Source organism: Prosthecobacter sp. (genome assembly GCF_044226605.1).
In the GTDB taxonomy this organism is placed as follows: domain Bacteria; phylum Verrucomicrobiota; class Verrucomicrobiia; order Verrucomicrobiales; family Verrucomicrobiaceae; genus Prosthecobacter.
The window spans coordinates 179,166-201,642 of sequence record NZ_JBGAGS010000009.1 but is presented as its reverse complement, the minus strand read 5'-3'; the positions used below and the strand labels follow the sequence as shown (position 1 = coordinate 201,642).

The window sequence follows — 22,477 nt, the reverse complement described above, 5'->3', positions numbered from 1 at the left end:
TCCTGACACATGAAACGCATTTGGAAGCATCCTGAGGAGCCGCAAAACGCCAAGCGCTACTGGCGCAGCGTCGCCGAACTGGACCGCCGTGAAGATTTCTTGAAAAATCTGGGCCGTGAATTCCCCGCGGGAGATACGCTCAATGAAGAAGAGCGTGAGAACAGCCGCCGTGACTTCTTGAAGATCATGGGTGCCAGCGTTGGCATGATGGGTCTGGCAAGCTGCCGCCGTCCGATCGTCAACATCCTCCCCTATACTCAGCATGTGGAGTGGATGATTCCGGGCAAGTCTCTCCTGTATGCAACGACCATGCCGCATCATGGCGGTGCCGTGCCGCTGGTGGTCACCACGCATGAAGGCCGTCCGACGCATCTTGCCCCCAATCCCCTCCATCCGGTGGGTGGCATCATGGACAGCTTTGCACAGGCTTCCGTGCTCGATCTTTACGACCCTGAGCGCTCGCAGAAGCCCATGGGCGAAGGCAAGGACCTCTCCTGGGCCAAGGCCAATGACCTGCTGGGCAAGGCCGTGGAAGAAGCAAAAAAATCCTCCGGTGCCAGCCTTGGCATCGTGATGGGCGGTTCCTCCTCCCCGACGTATCAGCGCCTGCTGGGCGAGCTGAAGACCGCCTACCCGCAGATCAAGTTCTACCAGTATGAGGCGCTCGGCGGCGAAGGCCAGGCTGCAGCGAACAAGGAAGTCCTGGGAGCGAATGTGAAGACCTTCGTGAAGCTCGGCTCCGCGATGCGCATCCTCTCGCTGGACTGCGATTTCCTCGGCGTGGACCCGGTGGCGGGCGAGCCGATCTCCGCCTTCACCAAGAAGCGTGCCACAGACAAGAGTACGCCAGAGCAGGAGATGAACCGCCTGTACGTTCTGGAAAACCGCTACACGCTGACCGGCGGCATGGCCGACCATCGCAAGCCGCTCCCAGCCAGCCTCATCCCGGTGGCAGCAGCGCTCATCGCCTCCCAGCTCGGAGACAGCTCCGCAAAGGCTCTGGCCGACACGGCTTCTGAAGATCTCAAAAATTGGATCGCACCCGCAGTGCGTGACTTGATCGACAACAAGGGCAAGTCCGTCGTTCTCGCCGGTTCCCGCTACGGCGCTGAAGTGCACGCCTTGGTGGCTTCGATCAACAACGCCCTGGGCGCCTACGATTCCGTGGTGGACCTGCTGCAGGCTCCCGTCGGCCCTGAGCTCGGCACCTTCGCCGATCTGCAGGCAGCCATCGCCGGCGGCCAGCTGAAGACGCTGGTCTCGCTGACCTCTGCCAACCTCTATCACGACGCTCCGGACGCTGCCGAACTGGCCAAGCTCGTGAAGGAGAAGAAAGTGAATCTCGTTCACGTCGGCATGCTGAAGAATGTCACGGCCACCCAGGCCGCGCTGCACATTCCAGCCGCTCATTACCTGGAAGTGTGGGGAGACGTGCGTGCTGCTGACGGTACCTACTCCGTCGTCCAGCCGATGATCGCACCTCTGTATGACGGTGCCAGCCGTGTGGAAGTGCTCCTGGCACTCCTCGGCCGTAAGAAACTGGGTCCGGCCGAAGCCGCTGCGCCTGCCGCCGCCGGTGCTGCACCAGCCGCTCCTGCTGAAGATGCAGCCTACACCGCAGTGCGCGACACTTTCGCCACCGTGGCAGGCAGCATGGACGAGAAGAAATGGAATTTCACCCTGCGTGACGGTTTCCTCAAAGGCTCTGCCTATACGAAGGCAACCGGAACGCCGAACGCCGCCGCTGTGGGTGGCCTCGTGGGCAAGGCCGCAGCTGTGACCGCTCCTACGGCAGAAGCACTCGAAGTGGTGCTCGTGGCTGACTCCAGCGTCTATGACGGACGTTACGCCAACAACGCCTGGCTGCAGGAAGCACCCGATCCGGTGACGAAGCTTACCTGGGAGAACGCGGCCTGGATTGGTTCCGCCACCTTCCATCGCTTGGGTCTCAAAGAAGGCCAGCACGTCAAAATTACCGTCGGTGGAGCCTCCATCGAAATCCCTGCCATTGAAGCCCCGGGGCATGTGTCCAACTCCATCACCGTTCAGCTTGGCTACGGCCAGGAAGGCGTTGGCGTGGTTGGTGGCGGCCGCGGAGTGAACGCCTATGCGCTGCGCAAGCAGCCCGGCACGTTTGTTTTGAGCGGAGCCAAGATCGATGTGCTGCCCGCCGTCGCTGAACTTGCCATCACGCAGGAGCACAACACGATGGAAGGCCGCGCGCTGTATCGCGAAGGCACGCTGGAAACCTTCAACAAGGACACGGCCTTTGCCCAGAAGACGGGCATGGACGCCCACATCCCGGAAAACATCTCCTTCTACAAAGGCCAGGTGGGCGTGAAGTCCGAGGAGAATCCGGACGGCTTCGACTACGAGAAGCAGCACCAGTGGGGCATGACGATCGACCTGAGCAAGTGCATTGGCTGCACGGCCTGCATCGTCGCCTGCCAGAGCGAAAACAACATTCCCGTCGTCGGCAAAGACCAAGTCCGCAAAGGCCGCGTGATGCAGTGGATCCGCATGGACCGCTACTTCGCCGTGCCGAAGTGGGGCAAGAACAACGTCGATCAGGAAAGCACCTTCGCGGTGGACAACGCCACGCCGGAGCAGCTGGAAAACGCCGAAATGGTGCACCAGCCCGTGGCCTGCCAGCAGTGCGAAGCGGCACCGTGCGAAACCGTGTGCCCGGTGAACGCCACCGTCCACACGCCGGACGGCCTGAACGCGATGGCCTACAACCGCTGCATTGGCACCCGCTATTGCGCGAACAACTGCCCTTACACCGCCCGCCGTTTCAACTGGTTCGACTACAACAAGCGCAATCCGCTGATCGAAACGAAGGTGCTCGGCATGAAAGTCGGCAATCTTTACGCCGGGCCGCTCGGCGAGAAGAAGGAAGACGAAAGCCTTCGCCTCCAGCGCAACCCGAACGTCACCGTCCGCATGCGCGGCGTCATCGAGAAGTGCACTTACTGCGTGCAGCGTCTGGAGTCCGCCAAAATCCTGCAGAAGCAGGTGCAGCGCGACACCAAGAACTTCCGGGTGCCGACCGACACCATCAAATCCGCCTGCCAGCAGGCCTGCCCGGCGGAAGCCATCATCTTCGGAGACATGGCCGATGCGAAATCCGCCGTGGCCCAGTCGAAAACATCACCACGCGATTACCAGCTGCTCAAATACATCGGCACCCGCCCGCGCACGAGCTACCTCGCCCGTCTGCGCAATCCGAACAAGAACATGCCCGGCGCAGAAAACATCGCCGTGTGGAGCAACAACCAATTCTAAACCGGACACATGGACGCCTCCGCTACAGCTAAAAACACACCGCGCATCCTCGACCGCGAGCCGCTGGTGCTGAACAACCGATCCTATTCCTGGATCACGAACCGCATCTGCGGCATCGTGGAAAACAAGCAGCCCGCCTTGTGGTGGATCCTGTTTGTCCCCTCCGTGCTGCTCACCGGCCTCATGGTGTTCTGCTTCACCTACCTCATTTCCACCGGCGTCGGTGTGTGGGGACAGAAGCAGCCGGTCGCCTGGGCCTGGGACATCACGAACTTCGTGTTCTGGATCGGTATCGGCCACGCTGGCACGCTCATTTCCGCCATCTTGTTCCTGACCCGCCAGAAGTGGCGTACGTCCGTGAACCGCGCTGCGGAAGCCATGACAATCTTCGCCGTGATGTGCGCCGGTCTCTTCCCGGCCTTCCACGTCGGCCGTGTGTGGATGGTGTGGTTCCTGGCCCCGATCCCGAACGCCAACGCCATCTGGCAGAACTTCAAGTCTCCCCTGCTCTGGGACGTGTTCGCGGTTTCGACTTACTTCTCCGTCTCCCTCGTGTTCTGGTTCCTCGGCCTCGTCCCTGACCTTGCGACACTGCGTGACCGCTGCCGTCCCGGCCTGAAGAAGTTCCTCTACGGCCTGTTCGCCCTCGGCTGGCGCGGTGGCAACCGCCACTGGAGCCACTATGAGACGGCCTACATGCTGCTGGCCGCTCTCTCCACACCGCTGGTGCTTTCCGTGCACTCCGTCGTGTCCTTCGACTTCGCCACCTCCGTGGTTCCTGGCTGGCACACCACCATCTTCCCGCCCTACTTCGTGGCAGGCGCCATCTTCGGCGGTTTCGCGATGGTGCTGACGCTCATGCTTCCAGTGCGCCGCATCTACGGCCTGGACGACCTGATCACGCCAAAGCACGTGGACAACATGGCCAAGATCATCCTGCTCACGGGCACGATCGTCGGCTACGCCTACTGCATGGAGCTCTTCGTGGCCTACTACAGCGCCAACCCGTATGAAGCGGCCGCCTTCACTCTGCGCGGTCTGACCGGTCCTTCCACCTGGGCTTACTACTGGATGTTTGGCTGCAACGTGTTTGCCCCGCAGCTGTTCTGGAGCCGCTGGTGCCGCCACAATGTGTGGGTGGTCATGATCGTCTGCATGTTTGTGAACGCCGGCATGTGGTTCGAGCGCTACGTCATCATCGCCACCACCCTTGAGCGCCACATGACGCCGGGTTCCTGGCGCGTGTATGAAGCCACCTGGGTGGATAAGTACACCTTCCTCGGCACCTTCGGCTTCTTCATGATGCTGTTCCTTCTGTTCCTGCGCTTCCTGCCAGTCATCGCGATTGGAGAAGTGAAAGGCGTCCTGCCACAGTCGAACGCTCATGCCGACGACCACGCCGAGAAGGGCATCCAGGAGGAGGACCTCATGGACTACCCAGACCGCCACGTCGCCAAACCCGTTGCCGCTGCCGCCTAACCTTATAACCGCACCCCGACTGTGAGCACCACCCTCAAACGAGTCCACGGCTACCTCGCTGAATTTGACAGCGTGAAGGATCTCTACCATGCCGCCGAGCATGTGCGCGATGCCGGTTATCAGCGCTGGGACGTCCATTCCCCCTTCCCCATTCACGGAATGGACGACGCCATGGGCAATCCACGCTCCAAGCTGCCCATGTTCGTCTTCTGCGGCGGCATCACCGGCACCACGGTGGCCTTCACCCTGGAAACGATCACTCAGACCAACTTCTGGAGCCACATCGGCCTCGGCTTCCTGCAGAAAATCGTGGAAACCTATCCCACGGTCGTGCAGGGCAAGCCCACGGACATCTGGACGCTTCCGGCCTTCTTCCCGGTGATGTTTGAGCTGACGATTCTCTTCAGCGCCTTCACCACACTGTTCGGCCTGCTGGCACTCATCGGCCTGCCACGCTGGAACCACCCGCTGTTTGTCTCCAAGAACTTCAGCAAGTTCTCCGACGACGGCTTCTTCGTCTGCATCGAAGCCCGCGACCCCAAATTCTCCCAGGAAGGCACCAAGACCCTTCTCGAAAAAGCCGGCGGCAAGAACATCGAACTCGTGGAGGACGAAATCTAAGCCTCGCTTACCCGCACCATGAAGTACTTCTTTCTCAGCTATCTGTTTGTCGGCGCGATCATTGTGAGCGCGTTTGGATTCCGTGGCAGCAAGTCCGAATTGCCGCCGATCGAAATCCTGCCTGACATGGACCATCAGGCCAAAATCAAGTATCAGGCCACCAGCGAATTCTTCGCTGACGGCCGTGGTGCCCGCATGCCCGTCAAAGGCACGCAGCCGATGGGATTTGAAATCCCCTCAGTCGCAGCCGTGGACGCCAAGGAAAAGAAAGCTGCGCCAGCGCGCGTCGCTTTCACCAGCGGTCTTGACTACTATAGCACCGGCAAAATGGGCGACTTCTATGGCGACGGCCTCCCCAAGGAAATCACCGGAGACAGCACGGTGTTCACGGAAGCTTTCCTGAAGCGCGGCGAGCAGCGTTTCAACATTCATTGCGCGATCTGCCACGGTGCTTCCGGCAATGGCAAGGGCGTGACCTCCAAGTATGGCATTCTCACCGCCTTCAATTTCCAGCAGCCTGGCAATCTGGACAAGGCCAACGCAGCCGCCTACCGCGCGGATGGTGCCATCTTTGATGTCATCACCAACGGCAAAGGCCTGATGGGCGGCTACGGCGGCAACATCACCCTGCGCGACCGCTGGGCCATCGTGGCCTACATCCGCACTCTGCAAACCGCCGCTAAAGATTCCGGCGTCACCCTTCCCCTCCAGTAACGGCCCGATCACGCGAAACACGGCATGAGTCACCACGTCACCTTCAACGATCTGCCCCAGGGCGGAGAAAAATTCGAACCAGCCAAGGGCAGCAAGCTCATTGGTACGCTGGGCCTCCTAGGCCTGGTCGGTCTCGCCGCTTCGGCCTACTTTTTCTACGCCAACACAGACACCTTCGCCTACTCCTGGCTGTTCGCGATCTTCTTCGTCTTCACCTTCGTGGTGGGTGGCTGCTTCTGGATCCTGCTCCACAGCGCCTCGAACTCGAGCTGGGGCGTTGCCGTGCGCCGCATCTGGGAAAACCTGGCCAACATGGTCATCCCGCTGGCTCTTCTGACCTCCCCCCTCCTCATCCCTGCGGTGCAGTCACCGCTGTATGAGTGGATGAACCATCATCGCGCCGCAGCCAAGCAGGCGAGCGAGCACGGTGGCACGGTGAGAGAAGCGCTGCACCACATGGCGGCGGACAATCCCCACCTGCATGTGCTGGTCTCCAAATTTGGCTACATGAACCTCACCGAGCACTTCGGCGCCTTCACGCTGAGTTCGGCGTTCAGCTGGCAGGTGCGCTTCGTGCTGTATTTCATCATCCTCTGGGTCATCGCCAGCACCCTGCGTGGCAGGTCGGTGAAACAGGAGCAGGATGGCGACATCAAGCACACGATCTGGTCCCGCCAGTTCTCCTGCATTGTGCTGCTGCCCTTCGCCCTGACGGTCACCTTTGCCGCGTATGACTGGCTGGTGGGTCTGGACTACAACTGGTTCTCCACGATGTGGGGTGTGTACATCTTTGCCGGCTGCGCCTGGTCTTCGATGGCAGTGTCCATCCTGGTCGTCAGCTGGCTGCGCAGCCTGGGCTACCTGCAGAAGGTCGTCACGGACGAGCACTACCATCTGATGGGCAAGCTGCTGTTCGCCTTCACGGTGTTCTGGGCCTACATCTCTTTCAGCCAGTATTTCCTGATCTGGTATGCCAACATCACGGAAGAAACCCGCTTCTACCTGACCCGCAACACGGAGGAATGGCGCTACGTCTCCATCTTCATCCTGCTGGGTCACTTCATCGGTCCGTTCCTGTTCCTCCTTTCGCAGAAGCTCAAGAAGAACCCGGTCGTCATCAGCGTGGGTTGTATCTGGATTCTCTTCATGCACCTCGTGGACATCTACTGGATCGTGATTCCCGAGCGCGGCCCCTCGCTGGGCAAGGGAGTGTTTGTTTCCGGCGCCTGGGTGCAGGATCTTGCCGCGCTGCTCGCGGTGTTTGGCACCATGGGCTTCCTCTACCTGCGCAGCCTGTCCAAGTTCAGCCTGTATCCATGGCGTGATCCGCGCCTCATCGAGTCCGTCAACGTCGTCAACTGATTCCCCGTCCCCGATTTTCCATGTCGCAGCCCGATCAACCCAAAAAAGCCGGAGCCACGTTTACGTGGGTGCTGGGAGCCTTCGCAGGCTTCGCCGTGCTCTTCATCCTCATCCAGGCAGCCAACGACTCGAAGCAGGGCTTTGACCCGCGCGAGAAGGAGCGCCAGGACAACACGGCTGAAATTCTTGCCGCCCAGGCAAAGAGCCTCGCCAGCCTGGGTCTGAACGACCCCAAGAAGAAGGCGGACGTGTTTGCAAAATCATTCAAAGACCTGGCCGCCAAGGCAGAAGAAGCGAGCACACAGGTGGTCCCCGGATCGCCCACCCAGCTCAAACAAGCTGCCGCTGCGGCCCCTGCCCCAGCTGCGGCGCCCGCTGCTCCTCCGGCGGCTCCTGCCCCTTCGGCAGCCCCAGCTCCCGCAACCGCACCGGCTGCTCCCGCAGCTCCTGCTCCCGCCCCTGCCGCACCCGCTCCGCCCAAGTAAGTCATGCAGACCACTCCCGCCACCCCTGACACAGACCTTCAGGCCGACAATCTTCGCCGCGCGGCGATCGACAAGTCGGTGAAAGGCCCCGTGCTCTTCCTTTTCACAAACGGAGCTTTCTGGCTCATGCTCTCCACGCTTCTCGGCGTTCTTGCCGCGATCAAGCTGGTCGAGCCTGAGTTCCTCGGCGACTGCGCTTACATTGCCTACGGCCGCCTGCAGCCCGCGCACATCAACGCCCTCGTCTATGGCTGGGGAGTTCAGGCCGCGCTGGGTGTGATGCTCTGGATCATGGCCCGCCGCTCGGGTCAGGAGCTAAAGGGCGGCAAGAGCCTCCTGATCACTGCCGGTGTGTTCTGGAACATCACCATCACCGTGGGCATTCTCGCCATCCTGATGGGCAAGAGCACCTCGATCGAGTGGCTGGAGATGCCGAAGTTTGTGTGGCCGGTGCTGCTGGCCTGCTTCCTCTGCTACGCCTGGCCGATCGCCCGCATGTTTGGCCGCGCCCTCCGCCCCGAAGGCTTCATGGTCAGCACGTGGTACATTCTGGGCGCCTGCTTCTGGTTCCCCTGGATCTTCATCACGGCCAACGTGGCCCTGCACTGCCTGCCCGGCCTCGGAGCCATCGGCGCCGGCATTGATGCCTGGTACATTCACACGGTGATCCTGCTGTTCTTCGTGCCCGTCGGAGTCGGCGCTGCCTACTACTTCATTCCGAAGATCACCGGACAGCCCATCGCCTCCGCACAGCTCGCTTCCGCGGGTTTCTGGAGCTTGGCCATCCTCGGCGGCTGGACCGGCATGCAGAAATACATGGGCGGCCCGCTTCCGGCCTGGATGTCCTCCGTGGGTGCCTGCACTGGCGTCCTGCTGCTGATCCCGGTGGGTCTTGTCGGCCTGAACCATCATCTCACCACGCTGGGCAAGCACAGCGCCGTGGCCACGAGCCCCACGCTGCGTTTCATCTTCTTCGGAGCGATCTTTTACCCGGTCTCCGGTCTGGTGCTGGCGCTGAATTCGGCTTTCTGGACGGGAGCGAACATGCAGTTCACCCAGTCCTGGTATGCCTTCCAGACGGTGAGCGTGTACGGTTTCTTCAGCATGTGCGTCTTCGGTGCCATCTACTACATCGTCCCCCGCCTCTCGGGCTGTGAATGGCTCAGCGTGCGTCTGATCCGCAACCACTTCTGGTTCTCCGTCTACGGCGTGGGCACCATCGTCATCATGAGCCTGGTGGCCGGCTGGCAGCAGGGCGCGGATCTGAATGATCCGGAGCACTGGGACCAGACCTTCATGAACCACGTGGTGAACTCCCGTCCGTATGTGGTTTCCCGCGCCGTGGCCTGGGCGCTCATCAGCTTCTCGAACTTCATGTTCCTTCTTCACCTCCTGCTCATGGTCGCAGGCCTGGGTCGCCGCAGCTCGGCCCCCACCCTGCTCGAACACCATGACGATCACGCTCTTCCCCACGAAGCCCACGCATGACGAACTTCCGCACCTTCATTCTCGGTCTCGCCGCCTCTTTCGGGCTGCCTTGGCTGTGCCTCATCGTTCTTCCAGCGATGAAGTACGAGCAGCTCGCCCCCGTCGCCTATGATAAGGAAAAGGACGGCGTCGAAGGCTACTTCCCACCCGCCCCAATCAATGGCCAGGGCCAGCTCGTCTACATCAGCGAAGGCTGCAACCAGTGCCACACCCAGATGATCCGTCCGGTCCAGCTCGGCCTGGACGGCTGGTACCGAGGCTGGGGACAGGATCAGGAAGCCCGCCCTGAAAAGCCTGCGCGCCCGAACGTGCTGGCAGACTACCTTGGCGAAAAATACGCCCTGCTTGGCATTCAGCGTGTGGGTCCGGACCTTGCCAACTTCGGCTGGCGCGCACCGGATGCCGCAACGCTGCACCTGCACCTCTATGCTCCCCGCGCGGTGCATGACTGGAGCACGATGCCTGCCTACAAGAACCTCTACAAGGTGCAGAAGCAGCAGGGTCCCGCCTCCAAGCAAGCTCTGAAACTGCCAAAGCAGTTTGCACCAGAAGCCGGCTATGAAGTCGTCCCGACTAAAGAAGCCGAGCAGCTCGTCGAATACCTTCAGTCTCTGAAAAAGGATTATCCCGTCCCCGGACAGGGCGCAGCCGTCGCTGCCTCTCCCGCCAAAAAGTAGCCCCTCCCGCGACCCGCACGCCCCATGAGCGCACCCGCCCATCCAGACAGCACCGATCTCGACCGCCTTCACTCCGCCGTGAAGCGCGAGAAAGAAGATCTCGCTCCCGAAAGCCAGCCCGCACCCTTGGGAGCGATCTTTTTGCTCTTTCTCGTGGCCATCATCGCTGGCAGCCAGCTTGGCCCGATGACCGGCGGCTGGACCTTTGAAGTGAGCAATCCGTTCTCCCTGGCCAAGGGTGGCGATCCGCGCCCGACTAAAGAAGGCGAAGGTGGAGCCGCAGATCCATTTGCCAAGGCCATGAAAAAAGGCGCCGCCGGCTATGCCGTCTGCGGTGGCTGCCATCAGGGCAATGGTGGTGGTCTCCCCGGCCAGTTCCCTCCCCTCGATGGCTCTGAATACGTGCTCGGCGGCACGGAGCGCCTGATCCGCATCGTGCAGCATGGTCTGACCGGACCTGTGACCGTGAAGGGCCAGGGCTTCAACACCCCCGGCGGCATGCAGGCCTTCGGCGCGACGATGTCTTCGGAAGACCTTGCGAACGTGCTGACCTTTGTGCGCAATACCTGGAGCAACAAGGGAAGCATGATCACCAAGGAAATGGTGGCCAAGGTGCGCGAGGAAGAAAAACGCAGCACTCAGTGGACCGCGCCGGAGCTTGAGCCTTTCGCTAAAAAAGATGTGCCCGGCGAAGTGCCCGGAGCCGCCGCAGCACCTGCCGCCAAGTAATTTCAAACCGCGATGACCCGTGTGAAGCAAACCGTCTCCCGCCAGGCACCTTGGGCTGCCTTCGGAGTCGTCATGCTGATCGCAAACGTGAGTTGCGGCAAGATGCCTGAAGCGGCAGCGGAAGCAAAACTGCCTCCCGCTGTTGAGATTGCCGAAAAAACGAGCATCACCGGCAAAGTGACGCTGAAAGGCGCCGATCCCGCGAAGCTGAAGAAGGCCGTCGATGTCGGAGGCAACCCGTTCTGCACCGGACACGGTGAGATTTTGGACGCCAGCTGGAAAGTGGCCGCGGACGGTTCGCTCGCGGACGCTGTGATCACCGTGCGTGGCAGCCAGCGTGCCAGCAATGCGCCCAGCGCGCCGATGATGGACCAGACGAAGTGTGAGTTTGTGCCGCACACGCTGTCCATCCAGCCCGGCCAGAGCGTGCGTTTTCACAATAGTGACCTCACTTTTCACAACATCCGCGTGGCACGTTATGAGGCGCAGGGTAAGAGCAGCAACATCGACAATTTTGGCCAGCCCTCCCGGGGTGATGAAAACGTCAAGGTTTTCAGCACACCCGGCATCTATCGCCTGGAGTGCGACGTTCATCGTTGGATGAACGCCTGGGTGTACGTGCACGATGGCGTGCACAGCGCGGTCTCCGCTCCGGACGGCCGTTTCACCATCTCACGTGCGCTGGCTGACGGTGAATACACCGTTGAAGCCTGGCACCCGCAGTTTCCGCAAAGCATCACACACACCGTCACCGTCCGTGACGGCAAGGCCACCGCCGACTTCGAGTTCGACTTTGCGAATGCCCATCCCCTCTGACCCTTTGACCACCAGCCTATGAGCGCCGCCGCCACCACTCACGATCACGCCCACGATCATTCGCATGACGACCATGCGCACGGGCACCATGAACAGAGCTTCATCTGGAAGTACATCTTCTCCAGTGATCACAAGACCATCGGCATTCAGTATGGCCTGACCGGCATGATCTTCCTGCTGTTTGGATTCTTCCTCATGCTGCTCATGCGCTGGAGCATCGCCTATCCGAACGTTCCGGTGCCGGCGATCGAGTTCATCCGCTCCGTCCCGGGCATTCGCGACCTTTTCGAAGGCATGTTTGGCCGCTGGCTGAGCGCCGACGGCTCCCTGAACGGCGAGCTTTACAACATGCTCGGCGCCATGCACGGCACCATCATGGTGTTCTTCGGCATTGTGCCGCTGGGCTTCGCAGCCTTCGGCAACTTCGTGATGCCGCTGCAGATCGGCACGATCGACATGGCCTTCCCCCGCCTGAACATGGCCAGCTACTGGCTGTTCTTCATCAGCTGCGTGCTGATGATGTGGAGCTTCTTCGTGGGCACCGGCCCGGTGCAGACGGGCTGGACGATGTATTCGCCGCTTGCCTCCACGGCTAACATTGGTGTGACGAGCGTCTGGAGCCACGGCCACACCTGGTGGCTTACGGCGATGGTGTTCAACATCTCGGCCTCCCTTCTCGGCTCCGTCAATTTCATCGCCACCATCATCAACCTGCGCACCAAGGGCATGGCATGGATGAAGATGCCCTTCTTCTGCTGGGCCATGTTCGTCATCGGCTTCCTGCTTCTGCTGGCCTTCCCGCCGCTGGAAGTGGCCGCCCTGCTGCAGCTCTCCGACCGTGTGTTTGGCTCCTCCTTCTACCTTCCGACCGGCCTGATGGAAGGTGGCAAGCACCTGGACATCTCGGGTGGCGGCAGCCCGCTGCTCTACCAGCACCTGTTCTGGTTCCTGGCGCATCCTGAGGTGTACGTTCTCATCCTTCCGGCCTTCGCCATTCTCTCCGAAGTCATCCCTTGCAACGCCCGCCGTCCGCTGTGGGGCTACAAGTCGATGGTGTACTCCGTGCTGACGCTCGGCTTCCTCAGCTTCCTGGTCTGGGCGCACCACATGTACCTCACCGGCATGGGCACCATGATGTCCACCTACTTCCAGATCACCACGGTGCTCATTTCGGTTCCCTCGGTGGTGCTGCTGACCTGCATGATGGTTTCCCTCTGGGGCGGCTCCATCCGGTTCAATACACAGATGCTCTTCGCCTCCGCCTTCCTGCCGATGTTCGGCATCGGCGGTCTCACGGGCCTGCCGCTGGCATTCTCCTTCATCGACCTTGCGATGCACGACACCTACTACGTGATCGGTCACTTCCACTACGTGGTCGCGCCAGGAACGATCTTCGCGCTATTCGCAGGCGTGTACCACTGGTTCCCGAAAATCACCGGACGGTTCATGAGCGACAAGCTGGGCAAGCTGCACTTCTGGCCTTCCCTGCTCGGCATGAACCTTGTCTTCGCCCCCATGTTCATCCAGGGCATGGCCGGCTTCCACCGCCGCTGGTATGATGGCGGCAAGTACTTCGAAAACACCCATGCCATGAGCCACTGGACCACCACGCTGACCCACAAGATCGGCGCCTTCTTTGGCCTGAACATTCCGGACAACATGCTCTCGCTCAACGTGGTCATGTCCATCGGCGCCTTCATCCTCGCGATCGGCCAGGTGCCCTTCATCTTCAACTTCTGGTTCAGCATCAAGGGTGGCAAGAAATCCAACAGCGACAACCCATGGAACGCCACCACGCTGGACTGGGCCACGCCGACGCCTCCTCCGCACGGCAACTTCCTGTTCGACCCGGTCGCCCATCGCGGACCCTATGAGTACAGCGTTCCCGGCCATGGCAGCGACTTCTATCCGCAGTGGGAATCCGAACCCGGTAAACCCGACCTCAAAGCCATCGCTGAAAAAGCACCGGCGCACCACTAAACCGCGAACTCCGAACCGCGCACCGCGACTACTTCAATGGACATCCCCTACACCGTTCACGCCCGTCCAGACACCGGTCTTTACAATGCCAAGATCGGCATCTGGCTCTTCCTGGCCTCGGAAGTCATGCTCTTCGGCGGCCTGTTCTCCGCCTACATCTTCCTTCGCGTCGGTGCCGACTATCCATGGCCGGTGCATGACCTGAATGTGACGCTTGGCTTCGTCAACACCGTCGTTCTCATCGCCTCATCCGTGACGGTGGTCATGGCGTGGGCCATGCTGAAGATGCGCAAGTTTGGCTGGTACCGCATCAACATGGGCGTCACCGTGGCCTGCGCGGCGATCTTCATGATCAACAAGTCCCTGGAGTACAAGGCCAAGTTTGAGCACTATGCCGTGAAACTTACGGACGGCACCATCCTCACCGGCCACATGCCGAAGGATGCAAACGACGAGTTCATCCCTTACCAGGTCAAATTTGACAACGTGACCGAGCTTGAGCTCACGATCGCTGGTTCAAACAAAGCGGTGGACGCCGGCCCGGTGGAGCATGTGCTTCCCTTCATTCAAGGCACGGCGCCGAAGTTCAAGTTCCCCTCCGGCACGGAGCAGGAGCTCAATGACAAGACCTTTGGCGAACTGCACGCAAGTGCCATGGAGCAGGCGCAGAAGCTCCTTGCTGAGAAGAAAAAGGAGCTGTTCGAAGCCGCCAGGCAGGCTCAGGAACTCGCGGACAGCCTGAAGGCTTCCGGCGATTCCAAAGCCGCGTATGCCCAGCAGGTGGCTGATGAGAAGCTCCGGGCTGCGAAGATCTACAATGTGGTGCCAGACACCAAGGTGAAGCTCGTGGCTTCCGCGCCGATCAAGTTTGCCGCGAAGCCCTCCGAAATCTTCAACTACACCGAGAACCAGCTCGTTTTCCGCGACGGCACCGCCGCCAATGGCAAGCTCGCGGATGACAAGCTGACGATCGAAGTGGACGCCATCGACGCGCGTGGTGTGGCGGTGTCTGAGAAGTCCCTGGCCTTTGACCACCGCTATCTGGGTGAAGGCTGGCAGAAAGCTTTCGTGGAAAACCGCGAACACCACATCGCGAAGTTTGAGAAGGATTTCCCGGACCGTGACAAGTCCCGCTCTGCCACTCTGCAGAAGGAGTCCCTGATCCTGCCGCTCAATTCTCCGGAAGCCCCGAAAGCAGGCGAAGCCCACGGCGACAAGCATGGCGCTGAAGCCCACGCACCCTCTGAAGGCCATGGCGGCGCCCACGCGCATCACCCCACGCTGGTGCTGGAAAAGAAGGACTTCACCTTCTTCTCCAACTTCACGCCAAAGCTGAACACTTATTACGCCATCTACTTCACCCTGACCGGCCTGCACGGGCTGCACGTGGTCGCAGGTGCTGGCGTGCTGTTCTACTTCCTGGTGTTTGACGGCAAGCGCCTGCGTCAGGATCCAGAACATCTCGCCAACCGCGTCGAAGTCGGCGGCCTGTTCTGGCACTTCGTGGACCTGGTCTGGATCTTCCTCTTCCCGCTGCTGTATCTCCTCTAATTTCACTTCCCCATAGCCATGGCTGACAACATCGAAGAACTTCAAAAATCGATCAAGAAGTACCTGATCATTGGCGGGATCCTGATCCTGGCCAGCGCTGCTACCGTGGGACTCTCCTATTATGAGATGCCCACCCACAGCCTGAACATCCTGGCGGGCATGATTTTGGCGACGATCAAAGCCGCGCTCGTGGCGCTGATCTTCATGCATCTCAATCATGAGCGTGCGCTGATCTACAAGATCCTGGCCTTCACGGTGGCGTTCGCGATCGCCCTGTTTGCCCTCTTCATCTTTTCCCACGAAGACCCGCTGCAGTTCAAGGGCTTCTATGCCCCCGTCGAACAACAGCAGTAACCCGCACCCCGGCCATGTCCCTCAAGCATTTCCACATCGTCTTTCTCGTCTTCGCCATTCTGTGCGATGCCGCGTTCTGGCTGTGGCTGCAGTTCATGCCTGAGGAAGCCGCCAATGCCGGAGCCGCCGGGTTGAAGAACTACGCGGGCCTGCTCTGCGTGGCGCTCCTGGTCTACGGCGTGTGGTACCTGGTCAAAAAAATGCGCACCATCATTGTCTAAGTCGTGATCAGCGTGCCTCCAACATCCGTTCTCGCCTGCGCCACCTGCATGGCCGACAAGGGCAGCCTGGTCGGGCAGGCCCAGGGCTTTGCCATTTTGTTCATGCTGGGCATCCTCGCCTTCATGTTCATCTGCGCGGCGGCCTTCATCGTCACCTTCATCCGCCGCCAGAACAGCGCCAGCGCCACAGCCGGCGCGGACCTGATTTAGTTTCTCCAATTTCCCCCCTATGAAAATCGATTCCATCAATATCTGGCTGGGCCAGACTGCAAACGCTTCCGAGCATGGCGGCCTCGTTGATCACATGCTGGGCTTTGTGCACTGGTTCATGGTCGTGCTGGGCATCGGCTGGTCCATCTACCTTTGCATCGCCTTCTACCGCTTCCGCCAGAAGAAAACCGCCCGTGCCGACTACCATGGCTTCCGCGGCCATGCGACCACGCACATTGAAATCGGTGTCGTCATTGTGGAGGCCATCCTGCTGCTGGGCTTTGCCTTCCCGCTGTGGTCCCGCCAGGCCGATGAGTACCCCACCTCCCCGGACACGATCCGCATGCGCGCCCTCGGTGAGAAGTTCCTCTGGAACTTCCAGTATCCCGGCGGCGACATGATGCTGAGCACCTGGGATCCGCGTAACATCGACGGCGCCAACTCCACGGGCAAGGATCTCCATGACCCGAATGGCAAGGATGACTTCATCAACCCCGGCACGATGAAGCTGCCGGTGGGCCGCCCGGTCATCGTGGACGTGGCCAGCAAGGACGTGATTCACAATCTGGCGCTGGTGCCGATGCGTGCCGCACAGGATGCGACCCCTGGCGTGAAGGCCCACATGTGGTTCAAGCCGGTCAAGGAAGGCACCTGGGACATCATCTGCGGCCAGCTTTGCGGCCCGGGCCATGCCCAGATGAAGGCCATCCTCGAAGTGGTGCCTGCCGCCGACTACGACTCCTGGGCCAAGGAACAGTCTGGCGCCGCGCTGAAGAAGACCCAGGCTGCTGAAGCCGCCGCCCCGAAGCCTGCTGCTCATTGATTTCCATCCCCCGTCAGGAGGGCTGACCCGAAGGGCAAAATAATGACCTCATTATTTTGCCCTTCTGCTTTTGGGGCGCGTTCCTGAAATGACTCACATGCACGACCGCGCATTTCATCGCTATTCCCTGCTGACCCTCGCGGTGGGTGTGGTGCTGATCTGGTGGGGCGCGGCCGTGACCACGGAGGACGTGGGCCTCGCGGTGCCCGACTGGCCGCTGTGCTACGGCAAGATCAATCCTGAAGGCTGGTACAAAGTGCCGGCACTGCTGCTGGAGCATGGGCACCGGTGGATCGCCATGATCATTGGCTGGCTGGTGCTCGGCATGTACTTCTGGCAGTTTTCAAAGTGCAAACCGTCGCTGGTGGAAGGCGTGGGCATCGTGCTCTGCGGCATAGGATTCTTCGTGCTGATCAAGCTGCGCGTCTATTCCATCGCCGCTTTTGTAGCCTTGCTGGGATTTGGCTGGCTGACCATGACGTGGATCGGGAAACGCTGGACGCTCATGCGCGGACTCACCACGCTGGCGGTGATGCTGGTGATGATCCAGGCTGCCTTGGGAGCGGCCCGGGTGCAGGAAATGTCCGATCCCTTTGGCATCATTCACGGCACCTTCGGCCAGATCTTTTACTGTGTGCTGGTCTTCATCGCCTTTGCGTCCTCGCGCACGTGGACGGAGGGCCGGCTGGTGCTGCCGCTCACGGAGGCACGCAAGGCGCGTTTTTGGTCGCTGGCCTTGTTCCTCGGGGTCTTCGGCCAGCTCACGCTGGGTGCCTGCCTGCGCCATACCCAGCGCACGCATCTTGCGGCGAATGACATCCTCACCACCAAGGGGCAGTGGCTGCCTGCATTTCATCCCGAGGATGTGTTTCTCCTCTTTGCCCACAAATACTGGGGCTTTACCGTGGCTGTGCTGATCCTCTTCGTGGCGGTGCGCGCACGTCGCTGGCTGGTCACACTGCCGCAAATCCGGCTCGTGGCCGCGTGGCTGCTGTTTCTGCCCACGGTGCAGGTGGCGCTGGGCATCTTCGTGATCCTGACGGGAAAAAGCTTCTGGGTCACCAATTTCCACGTGCTCAATGGCCTGGCTCTGCTCGCGCTGAGCAGCCTGCTGGTGGCCACCTTCTGGGGTGACCAATTGTGCCGGCGCGATGACGAGGCGGAAGAGTGAGGGGCAGACGGGTGGCCGACTGTTTGCTGACAAAACGCCTCCTTCCGCCCGTTCTCACGCGATGCTCCGACTCATCGCCCTGCTCGGTCTCCTCAGCGGCACGCTTTCTGCCGCGCAGCCAAACGTCGTTGTCATCCTGGTCGATGATCTTGGCTACGAGTGCGTCGGCGCGAATGGGGGCACCTCTTATCACACGCCGAATCTGGACCGCATGGCGCGGGAAGGCGTGCGTTTTGAGCAGTGCTACGCGCAGCCAAACTGCACGCCCACCAGGGTGCAGATGATGACGGGCCAGTCGAACGTGAGGAACTACGTACGCTTTGGTTTGCTGGAGAAATCGCAGACCACGTTTGGGCATCTGTTTCACGAGGCCGGGTACGCCACCTGCATCACCGGGAAATGGCAGCTGGGCCAGAATGATGGCGGACCCAAACACTTTGGTTTCGACGAGCACTGCCTGTGGGCTTACCTCGATCATGGCAAGCGCTATGCGAACGCGAGTCTGGTAGTGAACGACAAACTGCAGGCCATGGAAGGCCAGTATGGCCCCGATGTGTGCCAGGCGTTTGCGTTCGATTTCATCCGGCGCAATCGCAGCAAACCTTTCCTCCTTTATTACCCGATGATTCTGACCCATGGCCCCTACGAGGCCACGCCGGACAGCAAAGACTACGGCCAGCCCAGTGTGAAAAATAAAAAAGGCGGCCAGCAGCACTTTGCCGACATGGTGGCCTACATGGACAAGCTGGTCGGCGCGCTGGCTCAGGAGCTGACCACGCTGGGCCTGCGCGAAAACACGCTCATCCTTTTCACCGGAGACAATGGCACCGGCCGCGGCACCACCTCCACCCTGGCCGACGGCAGCGAGCAGAATGGCGAAAAAGGCAGCACCACGCGCGGAGGCATGCATGTGCCTCTGATTGTGAGCTGGCCCGGCACGATGAAGCCCGGCACCGTCTGCACTGACCTTGTGGACATGACAGACTTTCTACCCACGATCTGCGAGGCCTCGGGCATCGCACCACCGAAAACGCTGCCTCTGGACGGGCGCAGCTTCCTTCCGCAGGTGCGCGGCGAGAAAGGCAGCCCGCGTGACTGGATCTACAGCTACTGGGTGCCGCTGCGCGACAGCCAGATGGCAAATGTGGGTGCACGCGGCGCTGTGGAGCAGGCCTTTGATCATCACTACAAGCTCTACAGCACCGGCAAATTCTTTGAGCTCGACCACGATGTGGAAGAGAAGTCACCGCTCCAGGTGACGGACCTCAAGGGCGATGCCGCAACGGCTGCAGTCAAACTGCAGACGGCCCTCGATCAGTTCAAAGACGCCCGCCCGGCTGAACTCGACGAGTATGCGAAGCAGAAAAAGGAAAAGAAGAAAAAGGGCAGGGATAAGGCCGAGTAACTTCACCTCACGAATTCATGCGCTCGCTTCTGCTCATCATCTCATTGTACGCGCTCGGACATGCAGCATTCGCCGCGGAGCAGCGGCCCAACATCATCTTTCTGATGTGCGATGACCTGGGCTATGGGGATGTGCATTGCCTCAATTCCGCGCATGGGAAGATCCCCACGCCTGGCATCGACCGGCTGGCGGCGCAGGGAATGACCTTCACAGACGCGCACTCGGGTTCCTCCGTCTGCACGCCCACACGTTATGGCCTGATGACCGGCCGCTACAGCTGGCGGACCAAGCTGCAAAACGGCGTGGTGGAGGGCTTTGCACCAAGCTTGATCACGAAGGACCGCCCCACGGTCGCCAGCTTCCTCCGGAGCGCGGGCTATCACACGGCCATCATCGGCAAGTGGCACCTCAATTTCGAATATCTCGAACCCCAGACCGGCAAACCTTACAGCGCCAAAGACTTCAACACTCCGCCGGTCGGAGCCAAAATTCCCGACGGGCCGGTCACGCGCGGCTTTGACTACTACCACGGCTTTCACCACGCACGCGACATGGAGGCAGTCATCGAGAATGACACTGTCATCGAACACGATGCAGTGGTGCACATGCTGCCGCGCCTGCGACGCAAGGCCGTGGAGTTCATCGACTCACGCAAAGGCAAACAAGAGCCCTTCTTTCTCTATCTGCCTCTCGGGTCGCCGCACACGCCCATCGTTCCCTCTCCTGAATGGCAGGGGAGAAGCGGTCTGGGAGATTATGGCGACTTCGTCATGCAGACCGACGACGTCGCGGTTGCGGTGGCAGAGGCGCTGGAGCGCAACGGCATGACGAAAAACACGCTTGTCATCTTCACCAGCGACAACGGCTGCTCGAAGGCGGCGGGCATCGACAAGCTTGCCAAGCAGGGCCATAGGGTCAGTGCGAACATGCGCGGTTCCAAAGCGGACATCTGGGACGGCGGACACCGCATTCCTTTCATCGTGCGCTGGCCGGATCAAATCGCCGCAGGCACCACCTCCAGTCAGCTTCTTTGTCTTGTCGATTTCTTTGCCACTGCCGCGGAGATCGTCGGGCGTCCGGTGCCTGCGGGCAGTTGTGAAGACAGCGTCAGCTTTATGCCCGCGCTGAAGGGGCGGCCCATTGTCTCCACGCGGCATGGCGTCATTCATCACTCCATCAGCGGCCATTTCGCCTATCGTCAGGGGCCGTGGAAGCTCGCGCTGGCCAAAGGATCTGGCGGCTGGTCCTCGCCCACTGAAAAGCAAATGCCGGCGGGTTCGCCCAAAGGCCAGCTCTACGACATGCAGAACGACATCGGCGAGACCACGAACCTCTTCGAGACCAAGCCCGAGATTGTGAACCAGCTCCTTGATCTCCTGAAGGCGGACATCGAACGCGGCCGCAGCACAGAGGGGCCCGACTCTGCCAATGATTTTGCTGACATCGTGCTGTGGAAGAATGAAACCGGGAGGAAGAAGCGGCAGAAGTAGGTTCGGCTGGACATTGACGCAGGCAGCAGCGGAACGATGGGAGATTCGATTTTTGGCGGAGAGAGGCGGAGGCGCAAAGGTGGCAGAGCTTGAAACAAAGGACTCTGCGCCTTCCGCTTCATTGCCCCTCTGTGCCAAACCTGGGCGCTCTTTGGCTGCCGTCTTCCCCTGACAAAAAGCACTCTCCGGAGCGTTCACAAGTGATGCTCCGTTGCTTCACCACACTCCTCCTGCTCACCGTCACGCTCCACGCCGCGAAGCCAAACGTCCTTTTCCTCTTTGCCGACGATTTCACCTATGAGGCCGTGCGAGCTTTTGGGCACACGGACATCGACACGCCCCATCTGGACCGTCTGTCGGCACGCGGCACCACCTTCACGCGGGCGTATAACATGGGTTCATGGAGCGGCGCCGTTTGCGTGGCCAGCCGCACCATGCTGAATACCGGGCGCAGCGTGTGGAGCGCAGACGCGGTGTACAACACCACGGACAAGGAGCGCCAGAACGGCGTGCTCTGGCCCCAGCTCATGAACAAGGCTGGCTACAAGACCTACATCACCGGCAAGTGGCACCTGCAGACCAACGCGGCCAAGTGCTTCGACGTGGCCGCTGACGTGCGCGATGGCATGCCCAAGACCGTGCCCACCGCCTACAACCGCCCCATCGAAAACCAGACGGATGCCTGGAGCCCTTATGACAAGACTCTCGGCGGCTACTGGGAGGGCGGCAGGCACTGGAGCGAGGTGGTGCGGGATCACACGCTGGAGTTCTTCACCGATGCCAGGCAGCAGCAGAAGCCCTTCTTCATCTACGCCGCCTTCAATGCCCCGCATGACCCACGACAGGCACCGAAGGAATACCAGGACATGTATCCGCTGAGCCGCATGCAGATGCCGCAGAACTTCATTCCCGAATATCCCTACAAGGACGCCATGGGCTGCGCGCACAAACTGCGGGATGAAAACCTCGCACCCATGCCGCGCACGGAGCTGGCCGTGAAGACGCACCGCAGCGAGTACTATGCACTGATCACGCACCTGGACGTGCAGATCGGCAAGATCCTGGATGCGCTGGACCAGAGCGGGCTGGCGGACAACACGTGGATCTTTTTCACTGCTGACCACGGCCTGGCGGTGGGGCATCACGGGCTCATCGGCAAGCAAAACATGTACGACCACAGCGTGCGCGTGCCGTTCATCGTGGCCGGACCCGGTGTGGACAAGGGCGCGAAAAACGACAGCGCCATCTACTTGCAGGATGTCATGACCACCGCGCTGGATCTGGCGGAAGCTGAGAAGCCAAAACATGTCTTCTTTCACAGCCTGCTGCCGTTGCTGAAGGGCACGCAGAAGCAGTCCAGCTACGAGTCTGTGTATGGTGCGTATCTGCAGCTGCAGCGCGCCGTCACCCACGACGGCTGGAAGCTCATCGCCTATCCAAAAGCCAAAGCGCTACGCCTCTACCATCTCTCTGAAGACCCGCAGGAGATGAACGATCTAGCTGAGAAGCCCGAGCATGCCGCGAAGAAAAAGGAGATGTATGAGCGGCTGGTGAAGCTCTCCGCCGATCTGGGAGACAAGGTGGATCTGCAGAAGGTGTTTAAGGAATGAAACATC

Annotated in this window: 20 protein-coding genes; all 20 read left to right on the top strand. The window is 60.6% G+C overall.

The features are described 5' to 3' along the window. Positions 1-9 precede the first annotated feature (9 nt). The 20 genes from ACILSO_RS14320 (at position 10) to ACILSO_RS14225 (ending at position 22,471) form a co-directional block, all read left to right on the top strand. On the top strand, positions 10-3,285 hold the full coding sequence (locus ACILSO_RS14320) for a TAT-variant-translocated molybdopterin oxidoreductase (protein WP_395738108.1): 3,276 nt from the start codon (positions 10-12) through the stop codon (positions 3,283-3,285). Positions 3,286-3,294: 9 nt separating this feature from the next. After that, positions 3,295-4,764: an NrfD/PsrC family molybdoenzyme membrane anchor subunit gene (gene nrfD, locus ACILSO_RS14315; protein WP_395738107.1), complete on the top strand. Its 1,470-nt coding sequence runs from the start codon at positions 3,295-3,297 to the stop codon at positions 4,762-4,764. Positions 4,765-4,785: 21 nt separating this feature from the next. Next, positions 4,786-5,385: a DUF3341 domain-containing protein gene (locus ACILSO_RS14310; RefSeq protein ID WP_395738106.1), complete on the top strand. Its 600-nt coding sequence runs from the start codon at positions 4,786-4,788 to the stop codon at positions 5,383-5,385. Positions 5,386-5,403: 18 nt separating this feature from the next. Further along, entirely contained in the window at positions 5,404-6,099 is a 696-nt protein-coding gene (locus ACILSO_RS14305) for a c-type cytochrome (protein WP_395738105.1), read from the top strand. Between the two features lie 24 nt (positions 6,100-6,123). Further along, positions 6,124-7,461, top strand: coding sequence for a hypothetical protein (locus tag ACILSO_RS14300; RefSeq protein WP_395738104.1), 1,338 nt, complete (start codon positions 6,124-6,126; stop codon positions 7,459-7,461). A 20-nt stretch (positions 7,462-7,481) separates the two neighbouring features. Beyond that, entirely contained in the window at positions 7,482-7,946 is a 465-nt protein-coding gene (locus tag ACILSO_RS14295; RefSeq protein WP_395738103.1) for a hypothetical protein, read from the top strand. Positions 7,947-7,949: 3 nt separating this feature from the next. Next, a complete protein-coding gene (locus ACILSO_RS14290) occupies positions 7,950-9,434 on the top strand; it encodes a cbb3-type cytochrome c oxidase subunit I (protein WP_395738102.1) in 1,485 nt (494 codons plus the stop codon). Next, complete coding sequence (locus ACILSO_RS14285; protein ID WP_395738101.1) at positions 9,431-10,111, top strand: cbb3-type cytochrome c oxidase subunit II; 681 nt, start codon at positions 9,431-9,433, stop codon at positions 10,109-10,111. Before ACILSO_RS14290 ends, ACILSO_RS14285 begins: the two co-directional genes overlap by 4 nt. 24 nt (positions 10,112-10,135) lie before the next feature. Continuing rightward, the gene (locus ACILSO_RS14280; protein ID WP_395738100.1) at positions 10,136-10,840 is read left to right on the top strand and encodes a c-type cytochrome; all 705 of its coding nucleotides are present in this window, start codon (positions 10,136-10,138) and stop codon (positions 10,838-10,840) included. Between the two features lie 21 nt (positions 10,841-10,861). Further along, entirely contained in the window at positions 10,862-11,656 is a 795-nt protein-coding gene (locus tag ACILSO_RS14275; RefSeq protein WP_395738099.1) for a carboxypeptidase regulatory-like domain-containing protein, read from the top strand. 18 nt (positions 11,657-11,674) lie between these two features. Next, positions 11,675-13,636 carry a cbb3-type cytochrome c oxidase subunit I gene (locus ACILSO_RS14270; protein WP_395738098.1) on the top strand — a complete coding sequence of 654 codons (1,962 nt, stop codon included), beginning with the start codon at positions 11,675-11,677 and terminating at the stop codon, positions 13,634-13,636. Between the two features lie 36 nt (positions 13,637-13,672). Then, positions 13,673-15,187, top strand: coding sequence for a heme-copper oxidase subunit III (locus ACILSO_RS14265; protein WP_395738097.1), 1,515 nt, complete (start codon positions 13,673-13,675; stop codon positions 15,185-15,187). A gap of 18 nt (positions 15,188-15,205) precedes the next feature. Further along, entirely contained in the window at positions 15,206-15,541 is a 336-nt protein-coding gene (locus ACILSO_RS14260; protein WP_395738096.1) for a cytochrome C oxidase subunit IV family protein, read from the top strand. A 14-nt stretch (positions 15,542-15,555) separates the two neighbouring features. After that, positions 15,556-15,762 carry a hypothetical protein gene (locus ACILSO_RS14255; protein WP_395738095.1) on the top strand — a complete coding sequence of 69 codons (207 nt, stop codon included), beginning with the start codon at positions 15,556-15,558 and terminating at the stop codon, positions 15,760-15,762. Positions 15,763-15,774: 12 nt separating this feature from the next. Next, complete coding sequence (locus ACILSO_RS14250; RefSeq protein ID WP_395738094.1) at positions 15,775-15,972, top strand: hypothetical protein; 198 nt, start codon at positions 15,775-15,777, stop codon at positions 15,970-15,972. A 19-nt stretch (positions 15,973-15,991) separates the two neighbouring features. After that, positions 15,992-16,795 (top strand): cytochrome c oxidase subunit II, encoded by an 804-nt coding sequence (locus ACILSO_RS14245; RefSeq protein WP_395738093.1) that lies wholly within the window; start codon positions 15,992-15,994, stop codon positions 16,793-16,795. 97 nt (positions 16,796-16,892) lie between these two features. After that, positions 16,893-17,966 (top strand): heme A synthase, encoded by a 1,074-nt coding sequence (locus ACILSO_RS14240; RefSeq protein ID WP_395738092.1) that lies wholly within the window; start codon positions 16,893-16,895, stop codon positions 17,964-17,966. 61 nt (positions 17,967-18,027) lie between these two features. Next, entirely contained in the window at positions 18,028-19,371 is a 1,344-nt protein-coding gene (locus tag ACILSO_RS14235; protein WP_395738091.1) for a sulfatase-like hydrolase/transferase, read from the top strand. 17 nt (positions 19,372-19,388) lie between these two features. Next, positions 19,389-20,861, top strand: a complete 1,473-nt coding sequence (locus tag ACILSO_RS14230) for an arylsulfatase (RefSeq protein ID WP_395738090.1) — start codon at positions 19,389-19,391, stop codon at positions 20,859-20,861. A gap of 203 nt (positions 20,862-21,064) precedes the next feature. Next, positions 21,065-22,471, top strand: coding sequence for a sulfatase-like hydrolase/transferase (locus ACILSO_RS14225; protein WP_395738089.1), 1,407 nt, complete (start codon positions 21,065-21,067; stop codon positions 22,469-22,471). Positions 22,472-22,477 lie beyond the last annotated feature (6 nt).